A 19,478-nucleotide genomic window follows, 5' to 3' on the forward strand; every position below is an offset into this window, starting at 1 on the left:
CGTTAAGAATCCATGTCACTTTGAGTGCCCACACAGATTGTCTGATAAATTGTTAAAGAGCATTTGCGACGCGCCTTAGCGCTCTGTCGCGAGGTCCCGTATAATACGTTTTCCTCATTCAGAGTCAAGCCCTTATTTTGCTTTTCTCTGTCGGTTTTCAGCGCTGAACTTCATCGCCGAAACCCTGCTGACCCGGCGGCTTGCTTGCCGTTGTTCCGTGTCAGTGGAGGCGCATTATAGGGAGTTCTGAGACGTTGACAAGCCCTGTTTTCAAAAAATTATTCAACCGTCTCTTTTTTGTGCAAAACGCCGTTAAAGCGGTAATTTTTCCAGCGTCGAGAAGCCATAGCGATGCAAAACGGGTAAAAGTTGTTCCGTTTCTGCCGTCAACGCCATGCAGAATGCTTTATTCTCGTCGCTGGACTTCGCATCCGGCGCTTCATGCTCTAACAGCCAGGCGGTGCGACGGGCAATCGCCGCGCCGGAATCGATCAGCCGCGTGCCCTCGGGCAGAACGCGCTGCAGCTCCTCCTGTAAAAGAGGAAAGTGGGTGCAGCCCAGCACCACCGTATCCGGCGGCTCCTGCATCCGCAGCCACGGGCGCAGGATACGGCGCAGTTCTTCTAACGGCACAGGCTCGCCGTGCAGCTTCGCTTCCGCCAGCTCCACCAGCTCCGCCGACCCCAGCATTTCAATCCGACATTCATTGGCAAAGCGGTCGATCAGCTCACGGGTATAAGGACGCTTTACGGTGCCGCGCGTCGCCAGCAGGCCGACAATGCCGTTCGCCGTTAAGCGGGCGGCGGGCTTGATCGCCGGCACCACGCCGACAACGGGGAAGGCGAACTTTTCACGCAGAGCAGGCAGAGAGACGGTACTGGCGGTATTGCAGGCGATCACCGCCAGCGCCAGGGGATAACGCTGCTGGACAGCGGTGACGATTTCCACAACGCGCTCAACGATAAACGCCTCGCTCTTCTCGCCATAGGGGAAGGCAACGTTATCGAAAGCATAGATGTAATGCAGATTCGGCAGCAGCTGCCGAATCTCATTATAAACCGACAACCCACCGACGCCGGAATCAAACACCAGCACGGTGGGACGTGGATCAGAAGGTGTAGCTGCCAGACAAGGTGTATTCCCGTCCTGCAGATTGGTAGCCATAAACTGTCTCGTAATCTTTATCGAACAGGTTGGCTATTTTACCACGAACTGTCAGGTGTGAGGTGACGGGATACGATAAACCGATATCCCAGAGGCTCAGACCGCCCATTTTGACATCGCGCCCATTGTCGTAGTCATTATCGTAGCGTTTGCCGATGTAGTGATACGTCACATCCCACCCCAGATCGTAGACCTGGCCGTTCAGCTCGTATTTCACCTGCTGCTTCGCCCGGCGATAGAGGATCTTGTTAGTTTCATCATCGCGAGGGTCAACATACTGCAGCGTCAGATGGTGCTCCACCGGCCCTGTGGTGACATTCCCCGTCCACTCCAGCCCCTTGATCGTCGCAGACTTGACGTTGTAATAGGCGTTGTTGTCGTAATCGATGAGGTTTTGAATCTCATAGCGATACGCGGAGAGACGCCAGTCGACCGGCCCCGTCAACCCTTCGAGGCCCGCTTCCCACTGCTTCGACTCCTCTGGCTTCAGGTTCGGGTTAGAGGCGATGCCAAAACGTTCTGCGCCGTACTGCTGTCCGAGGGAGGGGGCGAGGAATCCTGTACCGTACGAGAGCGTTGTCCGATAACCCTCGATAAATTCCCAGCCTGCCGCCGTCTGCCAGGTACCGTGCCAGCCAAACTGCTCGTCATGATCCTCACGGCCGGAAGCTTCCAGCGTCACGCTGTCAATCTGCTGCTGGCCCGTCAGATAAAGACCGGTGGTATCGCGCTTATACACGTCGGTGCTGGTCGTTCCGCTGGATTTCAGCTTCTCCTGTTTCCAGTCTACGCCACCGCTCACTGCGCCATGGCCCACCACAACATTATTTCCCCATTGGATATAGCGTTGTTCCATATCATCCAGGGTGGTGCCCGCGGCATAGCGGCCAGCGTCGCTGCTGTAGTTGTAATCTTTAATACGCTGATAGTTCGCAATCAGCTGGGAGGAGTAAATTCCGGAATGGTAGTGCAGACCGGTGTCCCAGGATTGGGTATAGGACTGATCTTCATCGTTTCCACCTGCGTAGCCCCAGTTACCCTGGTCATAGTCAGCATTGGCGGAATAACCATAGCCGCGGAAGAACCCCGAGAAGTTGTCATCGAACTGATGCTGTACCCCGCCCCATAGCATTTTATTGCGGTAGCCGTCGCGATCGCTGTCGCCGCTATAAGAGGAGTTCGGCTGGACGTTAAACCCTTTGGTGGTCTGATAGGCGCCGGCAGCGGTAACCAGCGTATCGCCAAACCGCTTGTTAAAGGCGCCATCGTAGGACTGATAGCCGTTCGTTCCCGCGCCGGCGTTGATCTGCGAACGCTCAGCATCGGTCATGGTGATGATGTTCACCACCCCGCCGATCGCCCCGGAGCCGTACACCGCGGAGCGCGGGCCGCGGATGTATTCCACCCGCTGGACCAGAGAGATAGGGATCTGACTGATATCCACGCCGTTGGAGATCCCCGGACGCGCCATCGGCACACCGTCGATCAGCACCAGCACGTGGCGAGCCTCCGTCCCCCGAACATACAGCGAAGCGCTCTGCCCCATGCCGCCGTTGCGGGCAATATCGACGCCGGGAAGACGACGCATGACATCGTTTAAATCTTTGGACTGCCAGCGGTCGATGTCATCGCGCGTCACTATATCGGTCGGCGCCAGCACGGTATTGACCGGCTGTTGAAAACGGTTTGCTGTCACCACCAACGTGTCTGAATTGCTGTCCTGCGCCCAGCCGGAAAATGCCGTGACGGATAAGGCCGTCATCAGCGAAGCTTTTTTAATCATTGTAAAAGCATCCGAAACAGAAAAAGGATGCCGCAGGTTTTATCAGTTGCTCGCGACGATAAAACCCAGTGCGACGTATTCCGGCAGGTCTTCGGGCTTGGAGGCTGTTTCAAGAAATAATGACTTCCCACGGCTAACCGCAGTGTCTGCACCGAGTGCGCTCATTTCTCACCTTCCTTACCGCTGCGCGTCAGCCCCAGATTTCCACTGGGTTCCCTTTTAACTCACAGGACCGGTAGGCGAATGCTACAATCAGAAACATATAGATGTCCAGACTGCTAATTATATTTCCCGCGGCATTCGAGGCTGGACATCCCCGGCGCTTTCCCTACAATCCCCGCGTACTTATTTTATTCAGGATACATCATGACCCCCGAACACCTTCCTACCGAACAATACGAAGCGCAGCTGGCAGAAAAAGTCGTCCGTTTGCAAACCATGATGGCGCCTTTTGCCGCGCCGGTTCCGGAAGTGTTTCGTTCGCCGGTCAGCCACTACCGTATGCGCGCCGAGTTCCGTCTGTGGCACGATGGCGACGACCTGTACCATATTATTTTCGATCAGCAGACCCGGTCGCGGATTCGCGTTGACAGCTTCCCGGCCGCCAGCGCGCTCATCAATCAGCTGATGACCGCCATGCTGGAGGGCGTGCGCAACAATCCCGTGCTGCGCCATAAGCTGTTTCAGATTGACTATCTGACCACCCTCAGCAACCAGGCGGTCGTCTCGCTGCTGTATCATAAAAAGCTCGATGATGCCTGGCGTGAGCAAGCGGAGGCGCTGCGTGACGCCCTGCGAGCCCAGGGGCTCAATGTGCATCTGATTGGTCGGGCGACTAAAACTAAAATCGAGCTCGATCAGGATTATATAGATGAACGCCTGCCGGTTGGCGGTCGGGAGATGATCTACCGTCAGGTGGAAAACAGCTTTACCCAACCGAACGCGGCAATGAACATTCAGATGCTGGAGTGGGCGCTGGATGTCACCAAAGGGGCGACCGGCGACCTGCTGGAATTGTACTGCGGCAACGGTAACTTCTCGCTGGCGCTGGCGCGTAATTTCGATCGCGTACTGGCCACTGAAATCGCCAAACCGTCGGTGGCGGCGGCGCAGTACAACATCGCCGCCAACCATATCGACAACGTGCAGATTATCCGCATGGCGGCTGAAGAGTTTACTCAGGCGATGAACGGCGTGCGTGAGTTCAACCGGCTGCAGGGTATCGATCTGCAAAGCTATCAGTGCGAGACTATTTTCGTCGATCCGCCGCGTAGCGGGCTGGACAGTGAAACGGAGAAAATGGTGCAGGCCTATCCGCGCATACTGTACATTTCGTGCAACCCGGAAACGCTGTGCCGTAATCTGGAAACGCTAAGCCAGACGCACAACGTTACCCGGCTGGCGCTGTTCGACCAGTTCCCGTATACCCATCACATGGAGTGCGGCGTTCTGCTGACCCGGAAATAGGCCAAAAAAAACCGGCAACGTCATATTGCCGGTTTTTTATCACTGGCGGCTTATTCGGCTGCGGTATTTTTGCGGTTACGCATCTTGTAGCCAATCCAGAAGACCATCGCGACGGACAGAACGGCCGGGAAGAAGTTAGAGCCGATATCCGGGTACTCCGCACGCACGACGGTGCTGTACAACAGCACCCCGAGAATAAAAAAGGCGGCGGCCAGGCCCGGTAGCCCGACAGGCATACTGCGATTCTGATAGCGCTGATGCAGACAGTAGACCGTCAGCAGCAGTGATAAGATGGGGAAGACGGAAAACGGAACTATCGAACTGAACAGCGCCGCAAAGGCGCCATTAATAGATAACCCGGCAATCAGCGCCAGCAGCAGCGTACCTTTATCTTGAACTGAGTGTTTCATTGCTCGTCCTTCACGTTATTCGGAATGATGTGACATTTTTTCTTGTTCACGGCGATACCAGTAATACGCGCCTTTAGAGATCATTCTGAGCTGCAGTACCAACCGTTCTTCCAGCTGTCGGCGCTGTTCAGGGCCGACATCCAGCGCTTCCGCGCCAGCGCTAAAAACGATGGTGACCATAGCTTCAGCCTGCGCTTCGGTAAAGGCGCGCGGCATATGGTTTTCGAGTTCTAAATAGTCGGCGAGTTCCGCAATAAAATGCTGGATTTCGCGTGCGACGGCGGCGCGAAACGCCGCAGACGTTCCCGAGCGCTCGCGCAGCAGCAGGCGGAAAGCGTTCGGGTTGTTACCGATAAACTCCATAAAGGTCGAGACCGAGGTGCGGATCACGCTGCCGCCTTTGGCAATCCGCTGGCGCGCCTGGCGCATCAGCTGGCGCAGCATCAGTCCGCTCTCATCGACCATCGTCAGGCCTAACTCATCGACATCGCGAAAATGACGATAGAAGGACGTCGGCGCGATCCCTGCTTCCCGCGCCACTTCACGCAAGCTCAGGCTGGCGAAACTCCGCTCAGCGCTAAGTTGGCTGAATGCCGCTTCCACCAGCGAACGGCGGGTTTTTTCTTTTTGTTGTGCTCTTACGCCCATCACGATGTATGAATCCTTCCAATAGCCCTGCTGGCACTATACCAGAGATTAAAACTAATCGGTTTGCCCTGGATTGTGAATGATTGTTTACGAGCCGTTTCTGCTTTTATGCCGCAAAAAAGCACAACGATAATTGGGTTAAAGCGCAGCGAATGTTATCATCGTGTTTATTTTATGTATAAAACAGGTGAGTAATGCCATGTCACACTCTTGGGATTATGATGCAATAGTGATTGGTTCCGGTCCTGGCGGCGAAGGCGCCGCCATGGGACTGGTGAAACAGGGAGCACGCGTTGCCGTCATCGAGCGCTACCATAATGTCGGCGGCGGTTGCACCCACTGGGGCACCATCCCGTCGAAAGCCCTCCGCCATGCCGTCAGCCGTATTATCGAGTTTAACCAAAACCCCCTCTACAGCGACCACTCCCGCCTTCTTCGCTCTTCTTTCGCCGACATCCTTAACCATGCCGACAGCGTCATCAACCAGCAGACTCATATGCGCCAGGGATTCTATGAGCGCAACCACTGTGAAATTCTGCAGGGCAATGCCCACTTCGTTGATGAGCATACTCTGGCGCTGGAGTGCCATGACGGCACGGTCGAGACGGTGACCGCGGAGAAATTCGTTATCGCCTGCGGATCTCGCCCCTATCATCCGGCGGATGTCGATTTCCACCACCCGCGCATCTATGACAGCGATTCGATTCTCAGCCTGCAGCATGAGCCGCGCCATGTGATCATTTACGGCGCCGGGGTAATCGGTTGTGAATATGCGTCGATCTTCCGCGGCATGGAGGTGAAGGTCGATCTGATCAACACCCGCGATCGTCTGCTGGCGTTTCTCGATCAGGAGATGTCTGATTCGCTCTCCTATCACTTCTGGAACAGCGGCGTGGTGATTCGTCACAACGAAGAGTACGAAAAGATTGAAGGCGTTGATGACGGCGTCATCATGCATCTGAAATCCGGCAAAAAGCTCAAAGCGGACTGCCTGCTGTACGCCAACGGCCGCACCGGCAATACCGACACTCTGGCGCTGGAAAACATCGGTCTGCAGACCGACAGTCGCGGCCAGCTGAAGGTCAACAGCATGTACCAGACCGCCCTTCCGCACATCTATGCGGTTGGGGATGTCATCGGCTATCCGAGCCTCGCCTCCGCGGCGTACGATCAAGGACGCATTGCCGCCCAGGCGCTGGTGAAAGGCGAAGCCTCAGCGCATCTGATTGAAGATATCCCGACCGGGATCTACACCATTCCGGAAATCAGCTCCGTCGGGAAAACCGAGCAGCAGCTGACGGCGATGAAAGTGCCGTATGAGGTGGGTCGCGCTCAGTTTAAACACCTGGCACGGGCGCAAATCGTTGGCATGAGCGTGGGAACCCTGAAGATCCTGTTCCACCGGGAGACCAAGGAGATCCTCGGCATTCACTGCTTTGGCGAACGCGCAGCCGAAATCATTCACATCGGCCAGGCGATCATGGAGCAGAAAGGTGGTGGTAACACCATTGAGTACTTCGTCAACACCACCTTTAACTACCCGACCATGGCGGAAGCGTACCGGGTTGCCGCGCTGAACGGCTTAAACCGCCTGTTTTAACGCCTTGTCGAAATGGCCATCCATCGTGCCGCGGATGGCCTCCGCCAGATGTTCATAGCGGCTGCGCAGCGGTGAGCCCGGACGGTAAACCAGACCGATGGTGCGTCTTGGCTCTGGCTTAATGCACGGCAGGTAGACCACGCCATCGCGTTTTCTTTCCTGCGGCACTGCCAGCGCAGGCAGCAGGGTAATACCGCTGCCTGCCGCCACCATATTGCGCAGCGTTTCCAGGCTGGTCGCGCGGAAGTGGGTATCCTCATCCGCCCCCGCTTCAAAGCAGAAGCCCATCGCCTGATCGCGCAGGCAGTGGCCATCCTCCAGCATCAGCAGCTTTTCACCGGCCAGATCCGACATCGGCACCCGGTCGCGGTTTGCCCACGGATGATCTTCATAGATAGCCAGCATCATCGGCTCATCGAACAGCGGCACCTCGATAAAGGCCTCGCTCTCTTTGACCAGCGCCAGGATGGCGCAGTCGAGCTTACCGCTGTCGAGCTGAGCCAGCAGCTGATGGGTCTGCGCTTCGTGCAGATACATTTCCAGCTTCGGGAAGGTCTGATGCAGCATCGGAATGATGTGCGGTAGCAGGTACGGGCCAATTGTCGGGATCAAGCCGATATGCAGCGGCCCGGACATGGTTTCCCCTTGTTGGCTTGCCATCTCCTTGAGCACTTTTACTTCGCGTAACACGGTACGCGCCTGATCCACCAGCAACAGCCCCGCCTGGGTAAACAGAACCTTACGGCTGGTGCGCTCCAGCAGCATGACGCCAAGCTCATCCTCCAGCTTGCGGATCTGTCCGCTGAGCGTCGGTTGGCTCACATGGCATGAGTCAGCCGCCCGCCGGAAGTGGCGGTGTTCGGCGAGCGCTACCAGGTATTCAAGATCGCGAATATTCATTATTCATCCTCCATCGCCACGATAGTCCATGGCGATAGATAGCATAGCAACGAACGATTATCCCTATCAAGTTTTCTGTTCAATAATACGCCCATAAAGACGGTGAACCTGTGAAAACCACTGACCCGTCACACTGTTTCTCTACCCGAACAACTAAAGCCAACGTGAACTTTTGCGGACCTTGCGTCCGCTTTTTTTTTGCATAAAAAACCCGGCGTCGCTGGGCTCGGCCGGGTCAGGGAAGGCAGATATCTGTGGATTAGCTCAGACGGGCCTTCGCCTCGTCGATAGCCTGCGCCACCTGCTGCGGCGAGACGCCGCCTTTTGCCGCGCGTTTATCAAGGCAGGACTGCAGCGACAGAATCGGATAAACATCGTCCGCAATCACCGGGCTGAATTTCTGCAGGTCGGCCAGGGCCAGCGCTTCCAGCGGTTTCCCTTGCGCAATGGCTTCCACCACCGCTTCACCGACAATATGGTGCGCCTCGCGGAACGGTACGCCTTTCGCCACCAGATAATCCGCCAGCTCAGTGGCGTTGGCATAGCCCTGCTGCGCCGCTTCCGCACAGCGCGGACGTTTCACCTGGATGCCATCCAGCACCAGGGTCGCCATATGCAGGCAGTCGAGCCAGGTATCCAGAGCGTCGAAAAGTCCCTCTTTATCTTCCTGCATATCTTTGTTGTAGGCCAGCGGCAGCCCTTTCAGGGTCATCATCATGCCGGTCAGCGCGCCCTGCACGCGGCCGCATTTGCCACGGATAAGCTCCAGGGCGTCCGGGTTTTTCTTCTGCGGCATCAGCGAGGAGCCTGAGGTTACGCGGTCGGAAAGCTCGACGAAATTCGCTTCGCCAGAGTTAAAGAAAATCAGATCTTCCGCAAAGCGCGACAGATGGACCATGCCGATAGAGGCATCGGAAAGCAGCTCCAGAACATGGTCGCGGTCGGACACGCTGTCGAGGCTGTTGCGGGTGGCGGAGGCAAAGCCCAGCCAGCCGGCCAGCTGCTCGCGGTCGATTTCATACGCCGTTCCCGCCAGCGCGCCGCAGCCCAGCGGGCTAACGTCGAGGCGCTTCAGCGCGTCCTGCAGGCGGCTTTCATCGCGCGCAAGCATTTCGACATAGGCCAGACACCAGTGCGCGAACGTCACCGGTTGGGCGCGCTGCAGGTGGGTGTACCCCGGCATCACCGCGTCCTGGTTCTGCTGGGCCGTCTCCACCAGCGCGCTCTGCAGCTGGCGGTTCGCCGACAGCAGTTCGACAACGGTATCTTTGCACCACAGTTTAAGATCGGTAGCGACCTGGTCGTTACGGCTGCGGCCGGTATGCAGTTTCTTGCCCAACTGGCCCACTTTGTCGATCAGTTTGCCTTCCACCCAGCTGTGAATATCTTCAGCATCGCTGGCGAGGATTTGCTGCGGATTGGCCCGCACCTCTTCCAGTAGCACGTTCAGCGCTTCTTCCAGCTGCTGTTGTTCATCGGCACTCAGTACGCCAACCGTTACCAGCGCTTTCGACCAGGCGACAGAGCCAACGATATCCTGCTCCGCCAGACGATAGTCGAAGCGCAACGAGTCGTTGAACTGTTTGAACCGTTGATCTGCTGCCTGTGTAAAACGCCCGCCCCAAAGTGCCATAACATGCTTCCTTTATTCGTTAGTTCCGCCGGTGGCGTTGTGCCTCCCCGGCCTACGGTCTTGTAAGCCCGGCAGACAACGCGCCGCCGGGCATGAAATCTTAAGCCAGAATACGTGTGCCGATAGGCGTGCCGTTAAACAACGCCGGCAGCTGCTCGGCGTGACGCCAGGAGGCGATATCCACCGGACGGCCCAGAGCACGCGCCGCGTCGAGGGCCGCATTCACTTTGACAATCATGCCGTCAGTGATAATCCCCTGCTCGATCAGCTGCTCCGCTTTCTCGGCGGTCATCTCGGCAATACGCTGCCCTTTACCGTCGAGGATACCGCTGACGTCAGACAGCAGGATCAGATCCGCCCCCAGGGTAGCCGCCAGCGCCGTCGCCGCCTGGTCAGCATTGACGTTCATCAGCTGGCCCTCGTCGGTCACGCCGATAGAGCTCACCACCGGCAGGTAACCGCCCGCCAGCAGGGTGTTGATCAGCGTCGGAGAGCCCGGCTGCGCCAGCCCGACATGGCCCAGCTCAGCATCCAGCTGTGTCACCTTCACGCTATCGCCATCGCCGAGGAACAGGCCGACAGAGGCCAGACCGTGCTTTTTCGCCCACGCCAGCAGCGTCTTGTTGGCGGTACCCGCCAGCGCGCCGGTGATGATGTCGATTTGCTCAGCCGGCGTCACCCGCAGACCATTTTTCTTCTGCACCGGCAGGTTGAGCTGCTTCATCAGCTCATCCACCACGCAGCCGCCGCCATGGACGATAATCAGCGGACGCTGGTGCGCTTCACGGTAATTGACCAGCGCGGTAAACAGACGCTCCAGCGCTTCTTCGCTATCGAGTAATACGCCGCCGAGTTTGATAATTAATGGGTTCATCATCACACCTTAAATAAGAGACTGCGTCTCAGCGAAGCCGAAACGAATATTCGCGCACTGCACCGCCTGCGCTGCGGCGCCTTTCAGCAGGTTATCTTCTGCCGCGACGACGATAAGATGGTCGTCCTGCACGGCAAAACCGATATCACAGAATGGCAGACCTTCGACGCTTTTCAATGCGGGCACGCCTTTATCATATAAACGTACCAGCGGTTTATCGGCGTAAGCCTGCTGGTAAACCGCCGCGATCTGCGCATGGCCAACGCCCGGCTTCAGGCGGCAGGTAATGGTTTCCAGAATGCCGCGCTTAAAATTACCCAGATGCGGGGTAAAAATCACCTTCGCTCCGAGGTGGCTGGCAATCTCCGGCTGATGACGATGGTTAAAGATGCCGTATGGCTGCAGGCTGACTTCACAGAAGCTGTTGCCGATCGCGGCTTTGCGTCCCGCGCCGCTCACCCCGCTGGTGGCGTTGATCACTGGCCACTGGTTGAGATCCAGCAGACTGGCATCAATCAGCGGCTTCAGCGACAGCTGCGCCGCCGTCGGGTAGCAGCCAGGCACCGCGATTAACTGCGCTTCTTTAAGCGCATCCGCGCTCCACTCCGCCAGACCATACACCGCCTGTTTGAGCAGGTCGGGATGCTGATGAGTGAAACCATAATATTTTTCGTAGAACGCCCCATCGTTAACGCGGAAGGCACCGGAGAGATCGAACACCACGCAGCCGGCGGCAAGGAACTGCGGCGCCAGATCGTGACTCACTTCGTGCGCGGTGGCGAGAAACACCACGTCCACGCCAGCGCTGAATTCGCTGATATCGGACATCGGCTGCAGCGGCATATCGACAATGCCTTTGAGCTGCGGATGCAGGTCGGAAATTAATTTTCCCGCATCATTGCTTTGCGCGGAGACCGTCAAAGCGGTTATGTTCATATGCGGATGACGATTGATATAGGTCACCAGCTCTGCGCCGGCATAACCACTGGCACCCACAATCAGCGTATTTAACATTGGAAGCGCATCTCCTTACATTCGATGGGTTTTCTTACGCTCAACGATATTGTATTTTTATTCACAATAAATGCATGAATATTGATACTATCACGACCCAAGGTGTGTCAACAATGAAAAACAATTTACCGCCCTTTATCGAGATTTACCGCGCGTTGATCGCCACACCGTCCATCAGCGCGACCGAAGAGGCTCTCGATCAGAGCAATGAGTCTTTAATCAATTTGCTGGCCGGCTGGTTCCGCGATCTCGGCTTTAATGTCGAGGTACAGCCGGTGCCGGATACGCGCCATAAATTCAACCTGCTGGCCAGCACCGGACACGGCGCCGGCGGCCTGCTGCTCGCCGGGCATACCGATACCGTGCCGTTCGATGACGGCCGCTGGACGCGCGATCCGTTCACCCTTACCGAACACGATAACAAGCTCTACGGCCTCGGCACGGCCGATATGAAAGGCTTCTTCGCCTTTATTCTCGACGCCCTGCGCGATGTCGACGTCACCACGCTGAAAAAACCGCTGTATATTCTGGCCACCGCCGACGAAGAGACCAGCATGGCCGGCGCGCGCTATTTTGCCGAAACCACCCGGCTGCGCCCCGACTGCGCCATCATCGGCGAGCCCACCTCCCTGCAGCCGATCCGCGCCCATAAAGGACATATGTCCAACGCGATCCGTATTCAGGGCCAGTCCGGCCACTCCAGCGATCCGGCGCGCGGGGTCAACGCGATCGAGCTGATGCACGACGCCATCGGTCGGATTATGCAGCTGCGCGATTTGCTAAAAGAGCGCTACCACTTCGAGGCGTTCACGGTCCCTTACCCGACCCTCAACCTCGGCGCCATCCATGGCGGCGATGCCTCAAACCGTATCTGCGCTTGCTGTGAACTGCATATGGACATCCGCCCGTTGCCGGGGATGACCCTCAACGACCTCAATGGTCTGCTGGACGAGGCGCTGGCCCCGGTCAGCGAACGCTGGCCGGGCCGCCTGACGGTCTCGGAGCTGCATCCGCCGATCCCCGGCTACGAGTGCCCGCCGGACCATAAGCTGGTGCAGGTGGTTGAGAAACTGCTTGGCGCCCAGACCGACGTGGTGAACTACTGTACCGAAGCGCCGTTTATCCAGACGCTGTGCCCAACGCTGGTTCTCGGCCCGGGCTCAATCAATCAGGCCCATCAGCCTGACGAGTTTCTGGAGACGCGCTTTATCAAGCCGACGCGGGAGCTGATTAGCCAGGTGGTTCACCACTTCTGCTGGCACTAAAATCGCCCTCTTTTTCCGCCCCGCTCTCCCGGGGCGGAACGGTGACGATCGTCACATTTCCATAAGCGATGCTTATCCAGCGCCCCCTGAGTTAAATTTCGCAAATTACGGGTATTTACTCGTTTGCTGAAGCGATTTCGCAGTAATTGACGTGGGGGTATTTACGTGGCTTTATAAAAGACGGGTTGCTTATCCGTTGCTCACGTTCCAGCGCAGCGGATATAACAAAATAAAATGAGATGGGGTGTCTGGGGTAACATGAACGAACAATATTCCGCATTGCGTAGTAATGTCAGTATGCTCGGCAAGGTGCTGGGCGATACCATCAAGGATGCATTGGGAGAAAATATTCTTGATCGTGTCGAAACTATCCGTAAGTTGTCCAAATCTTCACGCGCCGGCAACGAAGCTAACCGCCAGGAGCTGCTGACCACGCTGCAGAATTTGTCTAACGACGAACTGCTGCCGGTGGCCCGTGCCTTCAGCCAGTTCCTGAATCTGGCCAACACCGCTGAGCAGTACCACAGCATTTCGCCGAATGGCGAAGCGGCCAGCAATCCGGAAGTCATTGCGCGCACCCTGAGAAAGCTCAAAGACCAACCCAATCTCAACGAAGACACCATCAAAAAAGCGGTGGAATCTCTGTCCCTGGAGCTGGTGTTAACCGCCCACCCGACCGAGATCACCCGCCGGACGCTGATCCATAAAATGGTGGAAGTGAACAACTGCCTCAAGCAGCTGGATAACAAAGATATCGCGGACTACGAGCACCACCAGCTGATGCGCCGCCTGCGCCAGCTGATCGCCCAGTCCTGGCATACCGATGAAATTCGTAAGCACCGCCCTTCCCCGGTCGATGAAGCCAAATGGGGCTTCGCGGTGGTGGAAAACAGCCTGTGGGAAGGGGTCCCTAACTACCTGCGCGAGCTGAACGAACAGCTGGAAGCCAACCTCGGCTATCAGCTGCCGGTGGACTTTGTCCCGGTGCGTTTCACTTCGTGGATGGGCGGCGACCGCGACGGCAACCCGAACGTGACTGCCGATATCACCCGCCACGTGCTGCTGCTCAGCCGCTGGAAAGCGACCGATCTGTTCCTCAAAGATGTGCAGGTGCTGATCTCCGAGCTGTCGATGGTGGAGTGTACTGACGAATTGCGCGCCCTGGCCGGCGCTGAGGGCGCTCAGGAACCGTACCGTTACCTGATGAAAAAACTGCGCACTCAGCTGATGGAAACCCAGGCCTGGCTGGAAGCGCGTCTGAAAGGTCAGAAGCTGCCGAAACCGGCGGGACTGATCACTCAGAACGAGCAGCTGTGGGAGCCGCTATACGCCTGTTATAAATCGCTGCAGGCCTGCGGCATGGGCATTATCGCCAACGGCGAGCTGCTCGACACCCTGCGCCGCGTGAAGTCTTTCGGCGTACCGCTGGTGCGTATTGATATCCGTCAGGAAAGCACCCGCCACACCGAAGCGCTGGGCGAAATGACCCGTTACCTCGGGATCGGCGATTACGAAAGCTGGTCAGAAGCCGACAAACAGGCTTTCCTGATCCGCGAACTGAATTCCAAACGTCCGCTGCTGCCGCGCCAGTGGGAGCCAAGCGAAGAGACCCGCGAAGTTCTCGATACCTGTAGAGTGATCGCCGAGGCGCCGCGCGGATCGATCGCCGCCTACGTGATCTCGATGGCCAAAACGCCGTCCGACGTGCTGGCGGTTCATCTGCTGCTGAAGGAGGCCGGGATTGGCTTTGCCCTGCCGGTGGCCCCGCTGTTCGAAACGCTGGATGACCTGAACAACGCCAACGACGTCATGACCCAGCTGCTGAATATCGACTGGTACCGCGGCTTTATCCAGGGCAAACAGATGGTCATGATCGGCTACTCTGATTCCGCGAAAGACGCAGGCGTGATGGCCGCCTCCTGGGCGCAGTACCAGGCGCAGGACGCGTTGATCAAAACCTGTGAGAAAGCCGGGATCGAACTGACGCTGTTCCACGGTCGCGGCGGCTCCATTGGCCGCGGCGGCGCGCCGGCCCACGCCGCGCTCCTCTCACAGCCGCCGGGAAGCCTGAAGGGCGGCCTGCGCGTTACCGAGCAGGGTGAGATGATCCGCTTTAAGTACGGCCTGCCGGAAGTCACCATCAGCAGCCTGTCGCTCTATACCAGCGCGATCCTCGAAGCCAACCTGCTGCCGCCGCCGGAACCAAAACCGCAGTGGCGCGACATCATGGCCGAGCTGTCCGACGTGTCGTGCAAGATGTATCGCGGCTACGTGCGTGAAAACAAAGATTTCGTGCCTTATTTCCGCTCCGCCACTCCGGAGCAGGAGCTGGGCAAACTGCCGCTGGGTTCGCGTCCGGCAAAACGTCGTCCGACCGGCGGCGTCGAGTCGCTACGCGCCATTCCGTGGATCTTCGCCTGGACCCAGAACCGCCTGATGCTTCCAGCCTGGCTGGGCGCTGGCGCTGCGCTGCAGAAGGTGGTTGAAGGCGGAAAACAGAGTGAACTGGAAGCGATGTGTCGCGACTGGCCGTTCTTCTCCACCCGCCTCGGCATGCTGGAGATGGTTTACTCGAAGGCCGACCTGTGGCTGGCGGAGTACTACGATCAGCGCCTGGTGAAACCGGAGCTGTGGGCGCTGGGTACCGAGCTGCGCAAGCTGCTGGCTGCCGATATCAACGTCGTGCTGGCCATCGCCAACGACTCTCATCTGATGGCTGACCTGCCGTGGATCGCCGAGTCTATCCAGCTGCGTAATATTTATACCGACCCGCTGAACGTCTTGCAGGCGGAACTGCTGCACCGTTCGCGCCAGGCTGAAGAAGAGGGCAAAGACCCGGATCCGCGCGTTGAACAAGCGCTGATGGTCACCATCGCCGGCGTCGCCGCCGGTATGCGTAACACCGGCTAATCGCTGTCTTTCCCCCGGCCGCCCGGCCGGGGGATTTTTCACCCGTTCTAGTGGTGCAGCATCTCATCAACGATCTGCTCTTTATGCAGCGCATATGGATAATAGGTCGGCCAGTTATCCATCTCTTTCAGCAACGCTTCCTGTGATTCATTGCCCATGAAAATATGGAAATGCTGCGATTTACGCGGGCCAATGATGTGGTCGCTGAACTGGACATATTTTGGCGCGCTGGCATCGCCCTGCTGGCACTCGAACAGATAACGTACGCCCTTCTTACCGGAGGCGTAATGCAGGATTTTGTAGCCTGAATAGCGGTATTTGCAGCTGTTGACGGTCTCGCCAATGTGGAACTCAATCACGTCATCTTCAATGCCAATCTGTTCCACATCGGTGGCGTAGCCCTTCTTATAATAGGCGCGATACTCCTCCACGCTCTTGCCGCCGGGCTTTTTCGCCTTCTGCTCCAGCACCGGATCGAGATCGCCGTTGAGCAGATACGGGTTCACCGACTGCCAGACGCCCTCCCAGTCGCTCAGCGCGCGGTCCTGCACATCTTTATCCGCAAAAATGCCTTCGCTGGCCTGACGCTCCACTTCGGTTAGCGCCGGCCCATGGCTATGGTTGCCGTGGGCGAACGCCTGGGCGCTGGCTAGCGCCATGCCGAGTCCCAAGGCCAGCAGGGGGATCTTTCTGGTCATTACTCTCTCCTGAGTTTGCTATCAATGGCGACAAATTGTTACGATATAACATATCGTGACTGAGAAGCAATAGCGACAGGCTGGCGCTTTTACCGCTGGAATAATGTCCGGTATGATGAAAAGGGTGATGCGCGGGGCGGAACAATGATGGACAACGATATCAATCAACTTATTGATGCATTGCTAAAAAAGCAGACCAGCCTCGGACGGGTTTATTTCGCCGGCGAGACGCGCTCGCCTGCTGAACCGGTGGTGCAGGTTGATTTTCCCCGTCTGAATATCCTCCTCGATGGGCAGCTGCGCGACCAGGCGCTCGGCGATAACGCCCCGCTCCTGGAGGCCCATGACGTACTCTATATTCCTGGCGATAGCTGGAACTGCCCACAGTGGCAGGCGCCCTGCCTGCTGTTAAGCATCCTGTTCGCTAAGCAGCAGCTGGAGTGCTCGCTGCAGCGCTGGAATGGCAAGACGATCGCCGTTGTTGAAAAGCTACAGGCGCTGCGTCGCGGGCCGCGCGTCGGTTCCTTCCTGCTGCAGGCGCTCAACGAGATCCGGATGCAGCCGCAGGAGCAGCAAACCGCCCGCAGCATCGTCATCAGCCTGCTCAGCCACTGCCATGATCTTCTCGGCAGCCAGGCGCAAACTTCCTCGCGCAGCCAGGCGCTGTTCGAGGCAATCCGTCAGTACATCGAGGTCCATTACGCGGAGCCGCTGAGCCGGGAATCGGTCGCCCAGGCGTTCTATCTCTCTCCCAACTATCTTTCCCATCTGTTCCAGAAATGTGGGCCAATGGGCTTCAATGAATATCTAAACCACATTCGTCTCGAACAGGCCCGTATGCTGCTGAAGGGCCACGATATGAAAGTGAAAGACATCGCCCACGCCTGCGGCTTCGCCGACAGCAACTACTTCTGCCGCCTGTTCCGCAAAACCACAGAACGCTCGCCGTCTGAATACCGCCGCCAGTACCATAGCCAGCTGACGGAAAAATCGTCCGCGGCAAAGAACTAGATTTTTGTGTGTTAAACCTGACTTTTGTGCGCGCTATAGTTTCCTGCCATCCCAGCCAGCGTCGATAAATGTGATCTAAATCATCCTTAATCGCGATGCGTACATTTATCCAGTTTTTGGCAAATTTGTCATCTGGCGATCCTTCGAACGAAAGCCGTATGCTTACCTCAACGACAGCACCGAATTAAGCATTGAGGAAAACGCTATGGAACTCTATCTGGATACCGCCAACGTCGCCGAAGTGGAACGCCTGGCCCGCATCTACCCGCTGGCCGGGGTGACCACCAACCCGAGCATTATCGCCGCCGGTAAAACCCCGGTCTGGGATGTACTGCCGCGCCTGCAAAAAGCCGTTGGCCCGGAAGGAATTCTGTTCGCGCAGACCATGAGCCGCGATGCGCAGGGCATGGTGGCAGAAGCCAAACGCCTTAGCAACGCCGTGCCGGGCATCGTGGTCAAAATCCCGGTCACCGCCGAAGGCCTCGCCGCTATCAAGCTGCTGAAGAAAGAAGGCATCCCGACCCTTGGCACCGCCGTCTACAGCGCTTCACAGGGTCTGCTGGCCGCGCTGGCCGGCGCAAAGTACGTCGCGCCTTACGTTAACCGCGTCGACGCTCAGGGCGGGGACGGCATCCGCATGGTGCAGGAACTGCAATCCCTGCTGGAAATGCATGCGCCCGAAAGCAAAGTGCTGGCGGCAAGCTTCAAAACGCCCCGTCAGGCGCTGGATTGCCTGCTGGCTGGCTGCGAAGCAATCACCCTTCCACTAGATGTAGCGCAACAAATGCTCGGCACCCCTGCGGTAGAGTCAGCCATAGAGAAGTTTGAACAGGACTGGAATAACGCCTTTGGCACGCTGAACCTGTAACCGGACCCGCGCGCCGCCTGCGGGCGGCATCACGGTCATCGAGGAGGAATCGAAATGGATCGCATTATTCAATCACCAGGCAAATACATCCAGGGCGCAGGCGCCATCAAGCGCCTTGGCGACTACCTGAAACCGCTGGCCGAACGCTGGCTGGTCGTTGGCGATAAATTCGTGCTGGGATTCGCGGAAGAGATGCTACGCAAAAGCCTGGCTGACGCCGGCCTGGCGGCGGAAATCGCGCCGTTCGGCGGTGAATGTTCGCATAATGAAATCAATCGCCTGCGCGATATCGCCGGCAGTGCGAAATGCACCGCCGTGCTGGGGATCGGCGGTGGTAAAACCCTGGATACCGCGAAAGCGCTGGCCCATTTTATGAAGGTGCCGGTGGCGATCGCCCCCACCATCGCCTCCACCGATGCGCCGTGCAGCGCGCTGTCGGTGATTTACACCGACGAAGGCGAGTTCGACAGCTATCTGATGCTGCCGCACAACCCTAACATGGTCATTGTCGATACGCAGATCGTTGCCGGCGCGCCGGCTCGCCTGCTGGCCGCCGGGATTGGCGATGCGCTGGCCACCTGGTTCGAAGCCCGCGCCTGCTCACGCAGCGGCGCCACCACCATGGCGGGCGGGAAATGCACCCAGGCGGCGCTGGCGCTGGCCGAGCTGTGCTACAACACCTTACTCGAAGAGGGTGAAAAAGCGATGCTGGCCGCCGAACAGCACGTGGTCACTCCGGCGCTGGAGCGGGTGGTGGAAGCCAACACCTATCTGAGCGGCGTCGGTTTTGAAAGCGGTGGCCTGGCGGCAGCCCACGCGATTCATAACGGCATGACGGCCATCCCTGACGCACACCACTATTATCACGGTGAAAAAGTGGCGTTCGGCACCCTGACGCAGTTGGTGCTGGAAAACGCGCCGGTGGAAGAGATCGAGACTGTCGCCGCACTGTGTCACAGCGTTGGGCTGCCGATCACGCTGGCGCAGCTGGATATCAAAGGCGACATCCCGACCAAAATGCGCCTGGTAGCGGAAGCCGCCTGCGCTGAAGGCGAAACCATCCACAATATGCCGGGCGGCGTCGACGCCGACCAGGTCTACGCCGCGCTGCTGGTCGCCGACCAATATGGCCAGCGCTTCCTGCAGGAATGGGAATAATCCAGAGCAAAACAAAACACCCGGCGTCAGCCGGGTGTTTTTTTATGTTTATCAGCCGGACGCGTCGCCCACTGA

The 19,478-nt window shown here is 57.7% G+C and carries 16 protein-coding genes and 1 riboswitch; of the genes, 7 read left to right on the forward strand and 9 right to left on the reverse strand.

Annotation, left to right across the window (positions count from 1 at the left end):
- Positions 1 to 312 precede the first annotated feature (312 nt).
- Both murI and btuB read right to left on the reverse strand, forming a co-directional pair.
- Positions 313 to 1,164: a glutamate racemase gene (gene murI, locus ACOI7D_RS23970; protein WP_044520945.1), complete on the reverse strand. Its 852-nt coding sequence runs from the start codon at positions 1,162 to 1,164 to the stop codon at positions 313 to 315.
- Positions 1,109 to 2,947, reverse strand: coding sequence for a TonB-dependent vitamin B12 receptor BtuB (gene btuB, locus ACOI7D_RS23975; RefSeq protein WP_109546766.1), 1,839 nt, complete (start codon positions 2,945 to 2,947; stop codon positions 1,109 to 1,111). Before btuB ends, murI begins: the two co-directional genes overlap by 56 nt.
- A 64-nt stretch (positions 2,948 to 3,011) precedes the next feature.
- Positions 3,012 to 3,199, reverse strand: a riboswitch (cobalamin riboswitch).
- 114 nt (positions 3,200 to 3,313) lie between these two features.
- Here btuB and trmA point away from each other — a divergent pair.
- Positions 3,314 to 4,414, forward strand: coding sequence for a tRNA (uridine(54)-C5)-methyltransferase TrmA (trmA, locus tag ACOI7D_RS23980; RefSeq protein ID WP_004203692.1), 1,101 nt, complete (start codon positions 3,314 to 3,316; stop codon positions 4,412 to 4,414).
- Positions 4,415 to 4,464: 50 nt separating this feature from the next.
- Here trmA and ACOI7D_RS23985 read toward each other — a convergent pair whose 3' ends face one another.
- Positions 4,465 to 4,824 carry a YijD family membrane protein gene (locus ACOI7D_RS23985; protein WP_004203691.1) on the reverse strand — a complete coding sequence of 120 codons (360 nt, stop codon included), beginning with the start codon at positions 4,822 to 4,824 and terminating at the stop codon, positions 4,465 to 4,467.
- 15 nt (positions 4,825 to 4,839) lie between these two features.
- The gene (gene fabR / locus ACOI7D_RS23990; protein ID WP_004151856.1) at positions 4,840 to 5,475 is read right to left on the reverse strand and encodes an HTH-type transcriptional repressor FabR; all 636 of its coding nucleotides are present in this window, start codon (positions 5,473 to 5,475) and stop codon (positions 4,840 to 4,842) included.
- A gap of 196 nt (positions 5,476 to 5,671) precedes the next feature.
- On the opposite strand from fabR, the gene sthA reads away from it, so the two are divergent.
- The gene (sthA, locus tag ACOI7D_RS23995) at positions 5,672 to 7,072 is read left to right on the forward strand and encodes a Si-specific NAD(P)(+) transhydrogenase (RefSeq protein WP_002883016.1); all 1,401 of its coding nucleotides are present in this window, start codon (positions 5,672 to 5,674) and stop codon (positions 7,070 to 7,072) included.
- On the opposite strand, the gene oxyR is transcribed toward sthA, so the two are convergent.
- From oxyR to argC, 4 genes are all read right to left on the reverse strand, one after another.
- Positions 7,055 to 7,972 (reverse strand): DNA-binding transcriptional regulator OxyR, encoded by a 918-nt coding sequence (gene oxyR, locus ACOI7D_RS24000; RefSeq protein ID WP_002883015.1) that lies wholly within the window; start codon positions 7,970 to 7,972, stop codon positions 7,055 to 7,057. The two genes, sthA and oxyR, sit on opposite strands and share 18 nt — an antisense overlap.
- 259 nt (positions 7,973 to 8,231) lie before the next feature.
- Complete coding sequence (gene argH / locus ACOI7D_RS24005) at positions 8,232 to 9,605, reverse strand: argininosuccinate lyase (RefSeq protein WP_044520936.1); 1,374 nt, start codon at positions 9,603 to 9,605, stop codon at positions 8,232 to 8,234.
- 100 nt (positions 9,606 to 9,705) lie between these two features.
- Positions 9,706 to 10,482 (reverse strand): acetylglutamate kinase, encoded by a 777-nt coding sequence (argB, locus tag ACOI7D_RS24010; protein WP_085955164.1) that lies wholly within the window; start codon positions 10,480 to 10,482, stop codon positions 9,706 to 9,708.
- Between the two features lie 6 nt (positions 10,483 to 10,488).
- Positions 10,489 to 11,493, reverse strand: coding sequence for an N-acetyl-gamma-glutamyl-phosphate reductase (gene argC, locus ACOI7D_RS24015; RefSeq protein ID WP_025710967.1), 1,005 nt, complete (start codon positions 11,491 to 11,493; stop codon positions 10,489 to 10,491).
- A gap of 113 nt (positions 11,494 to 11,606) precedes the next feature.
- Here argC and argE point away from each other — a divergent pair, with 113 nt between their 5' ends.
- Entirely contained in the window at positions 11,607 to 12,758 is a 1,152-nt protein-coding gene (argE, locus tag ACOI7D_RS24020) for an acetylornithine deacetylase (protein ID WP_023291537.1), read from the forward strand.
- Positions 12,759 to 13,016: 258 nt separating this feature from the next.
- Positions 13,017 to 15,668, forward strand: a complete 2,652-nt coding sequence (ppc, locus tag ACOI7D_RS24025; RefSeq protein ID WP_023291536.1) for a phosphoenolpyruvate carboxylase — start codon at positions 13,017 to 13,019, stop codon at positions 15,666 to 15,668.
- Positions 15,669 to 15,715: 47 nt separating this feature from the next.
- On the opposite strand, the gene zinT is transcribed toward ppc, so the two are convergent.
- Complete coding sequence (gene zinT / locus ACOI7D_RS24030) at positions 15,716 to 16,366, reverse strand: metal-binding protein ZinT (RefSeq protein WP_023291535.1); 651 nt, start codon at positions 16,364 to 16,366, stop codon at positions 15,716 to 15,718.
- Positions 16,367 to 16,435: 69 nt separating this feature from the next.
- Here zinT and ACOI7D_RS24035 point away from each other — a divergent pair, with 69 nt between their 5' ends.
- From ACOI7D_RS24035 to gldA, 3 genes are all read left to right on the forward strand, one after another.
- Complete coding sequence (locus tag ACOI7D_RS24035) at positions 16,436 to 17,377, forward strand: AraC family transcriptional regulator (protein WP_224256479.1); 942 nt, start codon at positions 16,436 to 16,438, stop codon at positions 17,375 to 17,377.
- Between the two features lie 205 nt (positions 17,378 to 17,582).
- Positions 17,583 to 18,245, forward strand: a complete 663-nt coding sequence (gene fsa / locus ACOI7D_RS24040; protein ID WP_004203684.1) for a fructose-6-phosphate aldolase — start codon at positions 17,583 to 17,585, stop codon at positions 18,243 to 18,245.
- 54 nt (positions 18,246 to 18,299) lie between these two features.
- On the forward strand, positions 18,300 to 19,403 hold the full coding sequence (gene gldA / locus ACOI7D_RS24045; RefSeq protein ID WP_032454483.1) for a bifunctional L-1,2-propanediol dehydrogenase/glycerol dehydrogenase: 1,104 nt from the start codon (positions 18,300 to 18,302) through the stop codon (positions 19,401 to 19,403).
- Positions 19,404 to 19,478 lie beyond the last annotated feature (75 nt).

Source organism: Klebsiella sp. C360 (assembly GCF_048822415.1).
Classification (GTDB): Bacteria; Pseudomonadota; Gammaproteobacteria; order Enterobacterales; family Enterobacteriaceae; genus Klebsiella; species Klebsiella quasipneumoniae.

Excerpts from the sequence above, each read along its gene's own strand:
- murI (WP_044520945.1), bottom strand. The coding sequence starts at position 1,164 with ATGGCTACCAATCTGCAGGACGGGAATACACCTTGTCTGGCAGCTACA.
- btuB (WP_109546766.1), bottom strand. The coding sequence starts at position 2,947 with ATGATTAAAAAAGCTTCGCTGATGACGGCCTTATCCGTCACGGCATTT.
- trmA (WP_004203692.1), top strand. The coding sequence starts at position 3,314 with ATGACCCCCGAACACCTTCCTACCGAACAATACGAAGCGCAGCTGGCA.
- ACOI7D_RS23985 (WP_004203691.1), bottom strand. The coding sequence starts at position 4,824 with ATGAAACACTCAGTTCAAGATAAAGGTACGCTGCTGCTGGCGCTGATT.
- sthA (WP_002883016.1), top strand. The coding sequence starts at position 5,672 with ATGTCACACTCTTGGGATTATGATGCAATAGTGATTGGTTCCGGTCCT.
- oxyR (WP_002883015.1), bottom strand. The coding sequence starts at position 7,972 with ATGAATATTCGCGATCTTGAATACCTGGTAGCGCTCGCCGAACACCGC.
- argH (WP_044520936.1), bottom strand. The coding sequence starts at position 9,605 with ATGGCACTTTGGGGCGGGCGTTTTACACAGGCAGCAGATCAACGGTTC.
- argB (WP_085955164.1), bottom strand. The coding sequence starts at position 10,482 with ATGATGAACCCATTAATTATCAAACTCGGCGGCGTATTACTCGATAGC.
- argC (WP_025710967.1), bottom strand. The coding sequence starts at position 11,493 with ATGTTAAATACGCTGATTGTGGGTGCCAGTGGTTATGCCGGCGCAGAG.
- argE (WP_023291537.1), top strand. The coding sequence starts at position 11,607 with ATGAAAAACAATTTACCGCCCTTTATCGAGATTTACCGCGCGTTGATC.
- ppc (WP_023291536.1), top strand. The coding sequence starts at position 13,017 with ATGAACGAACAATATTCCGCATTGCGTAGTAATGTCAGTATGCTCGGC.
- zinT (WP_023291535.1), bottom strand. The coding sequence starts at position 16,366 with ATGACCAGAAAGATCCCCCTGCTGGCCTTGGGACTCGGCATGGCGCTA.
- fsa (WP_004203684.1), top strand. The coding sequence starts at position 17,583 with ATGGAACTCTATCTGGATACCGCCAACGTCGCCGAAGTGGAACGCCTG.
- gldA (WP_032454483.1), top strand. The coding sequence starts at position 18,300 with ATGGATCGCATTATTCAATCACCAGGCAAATACATCCAGGGCGCAGGC.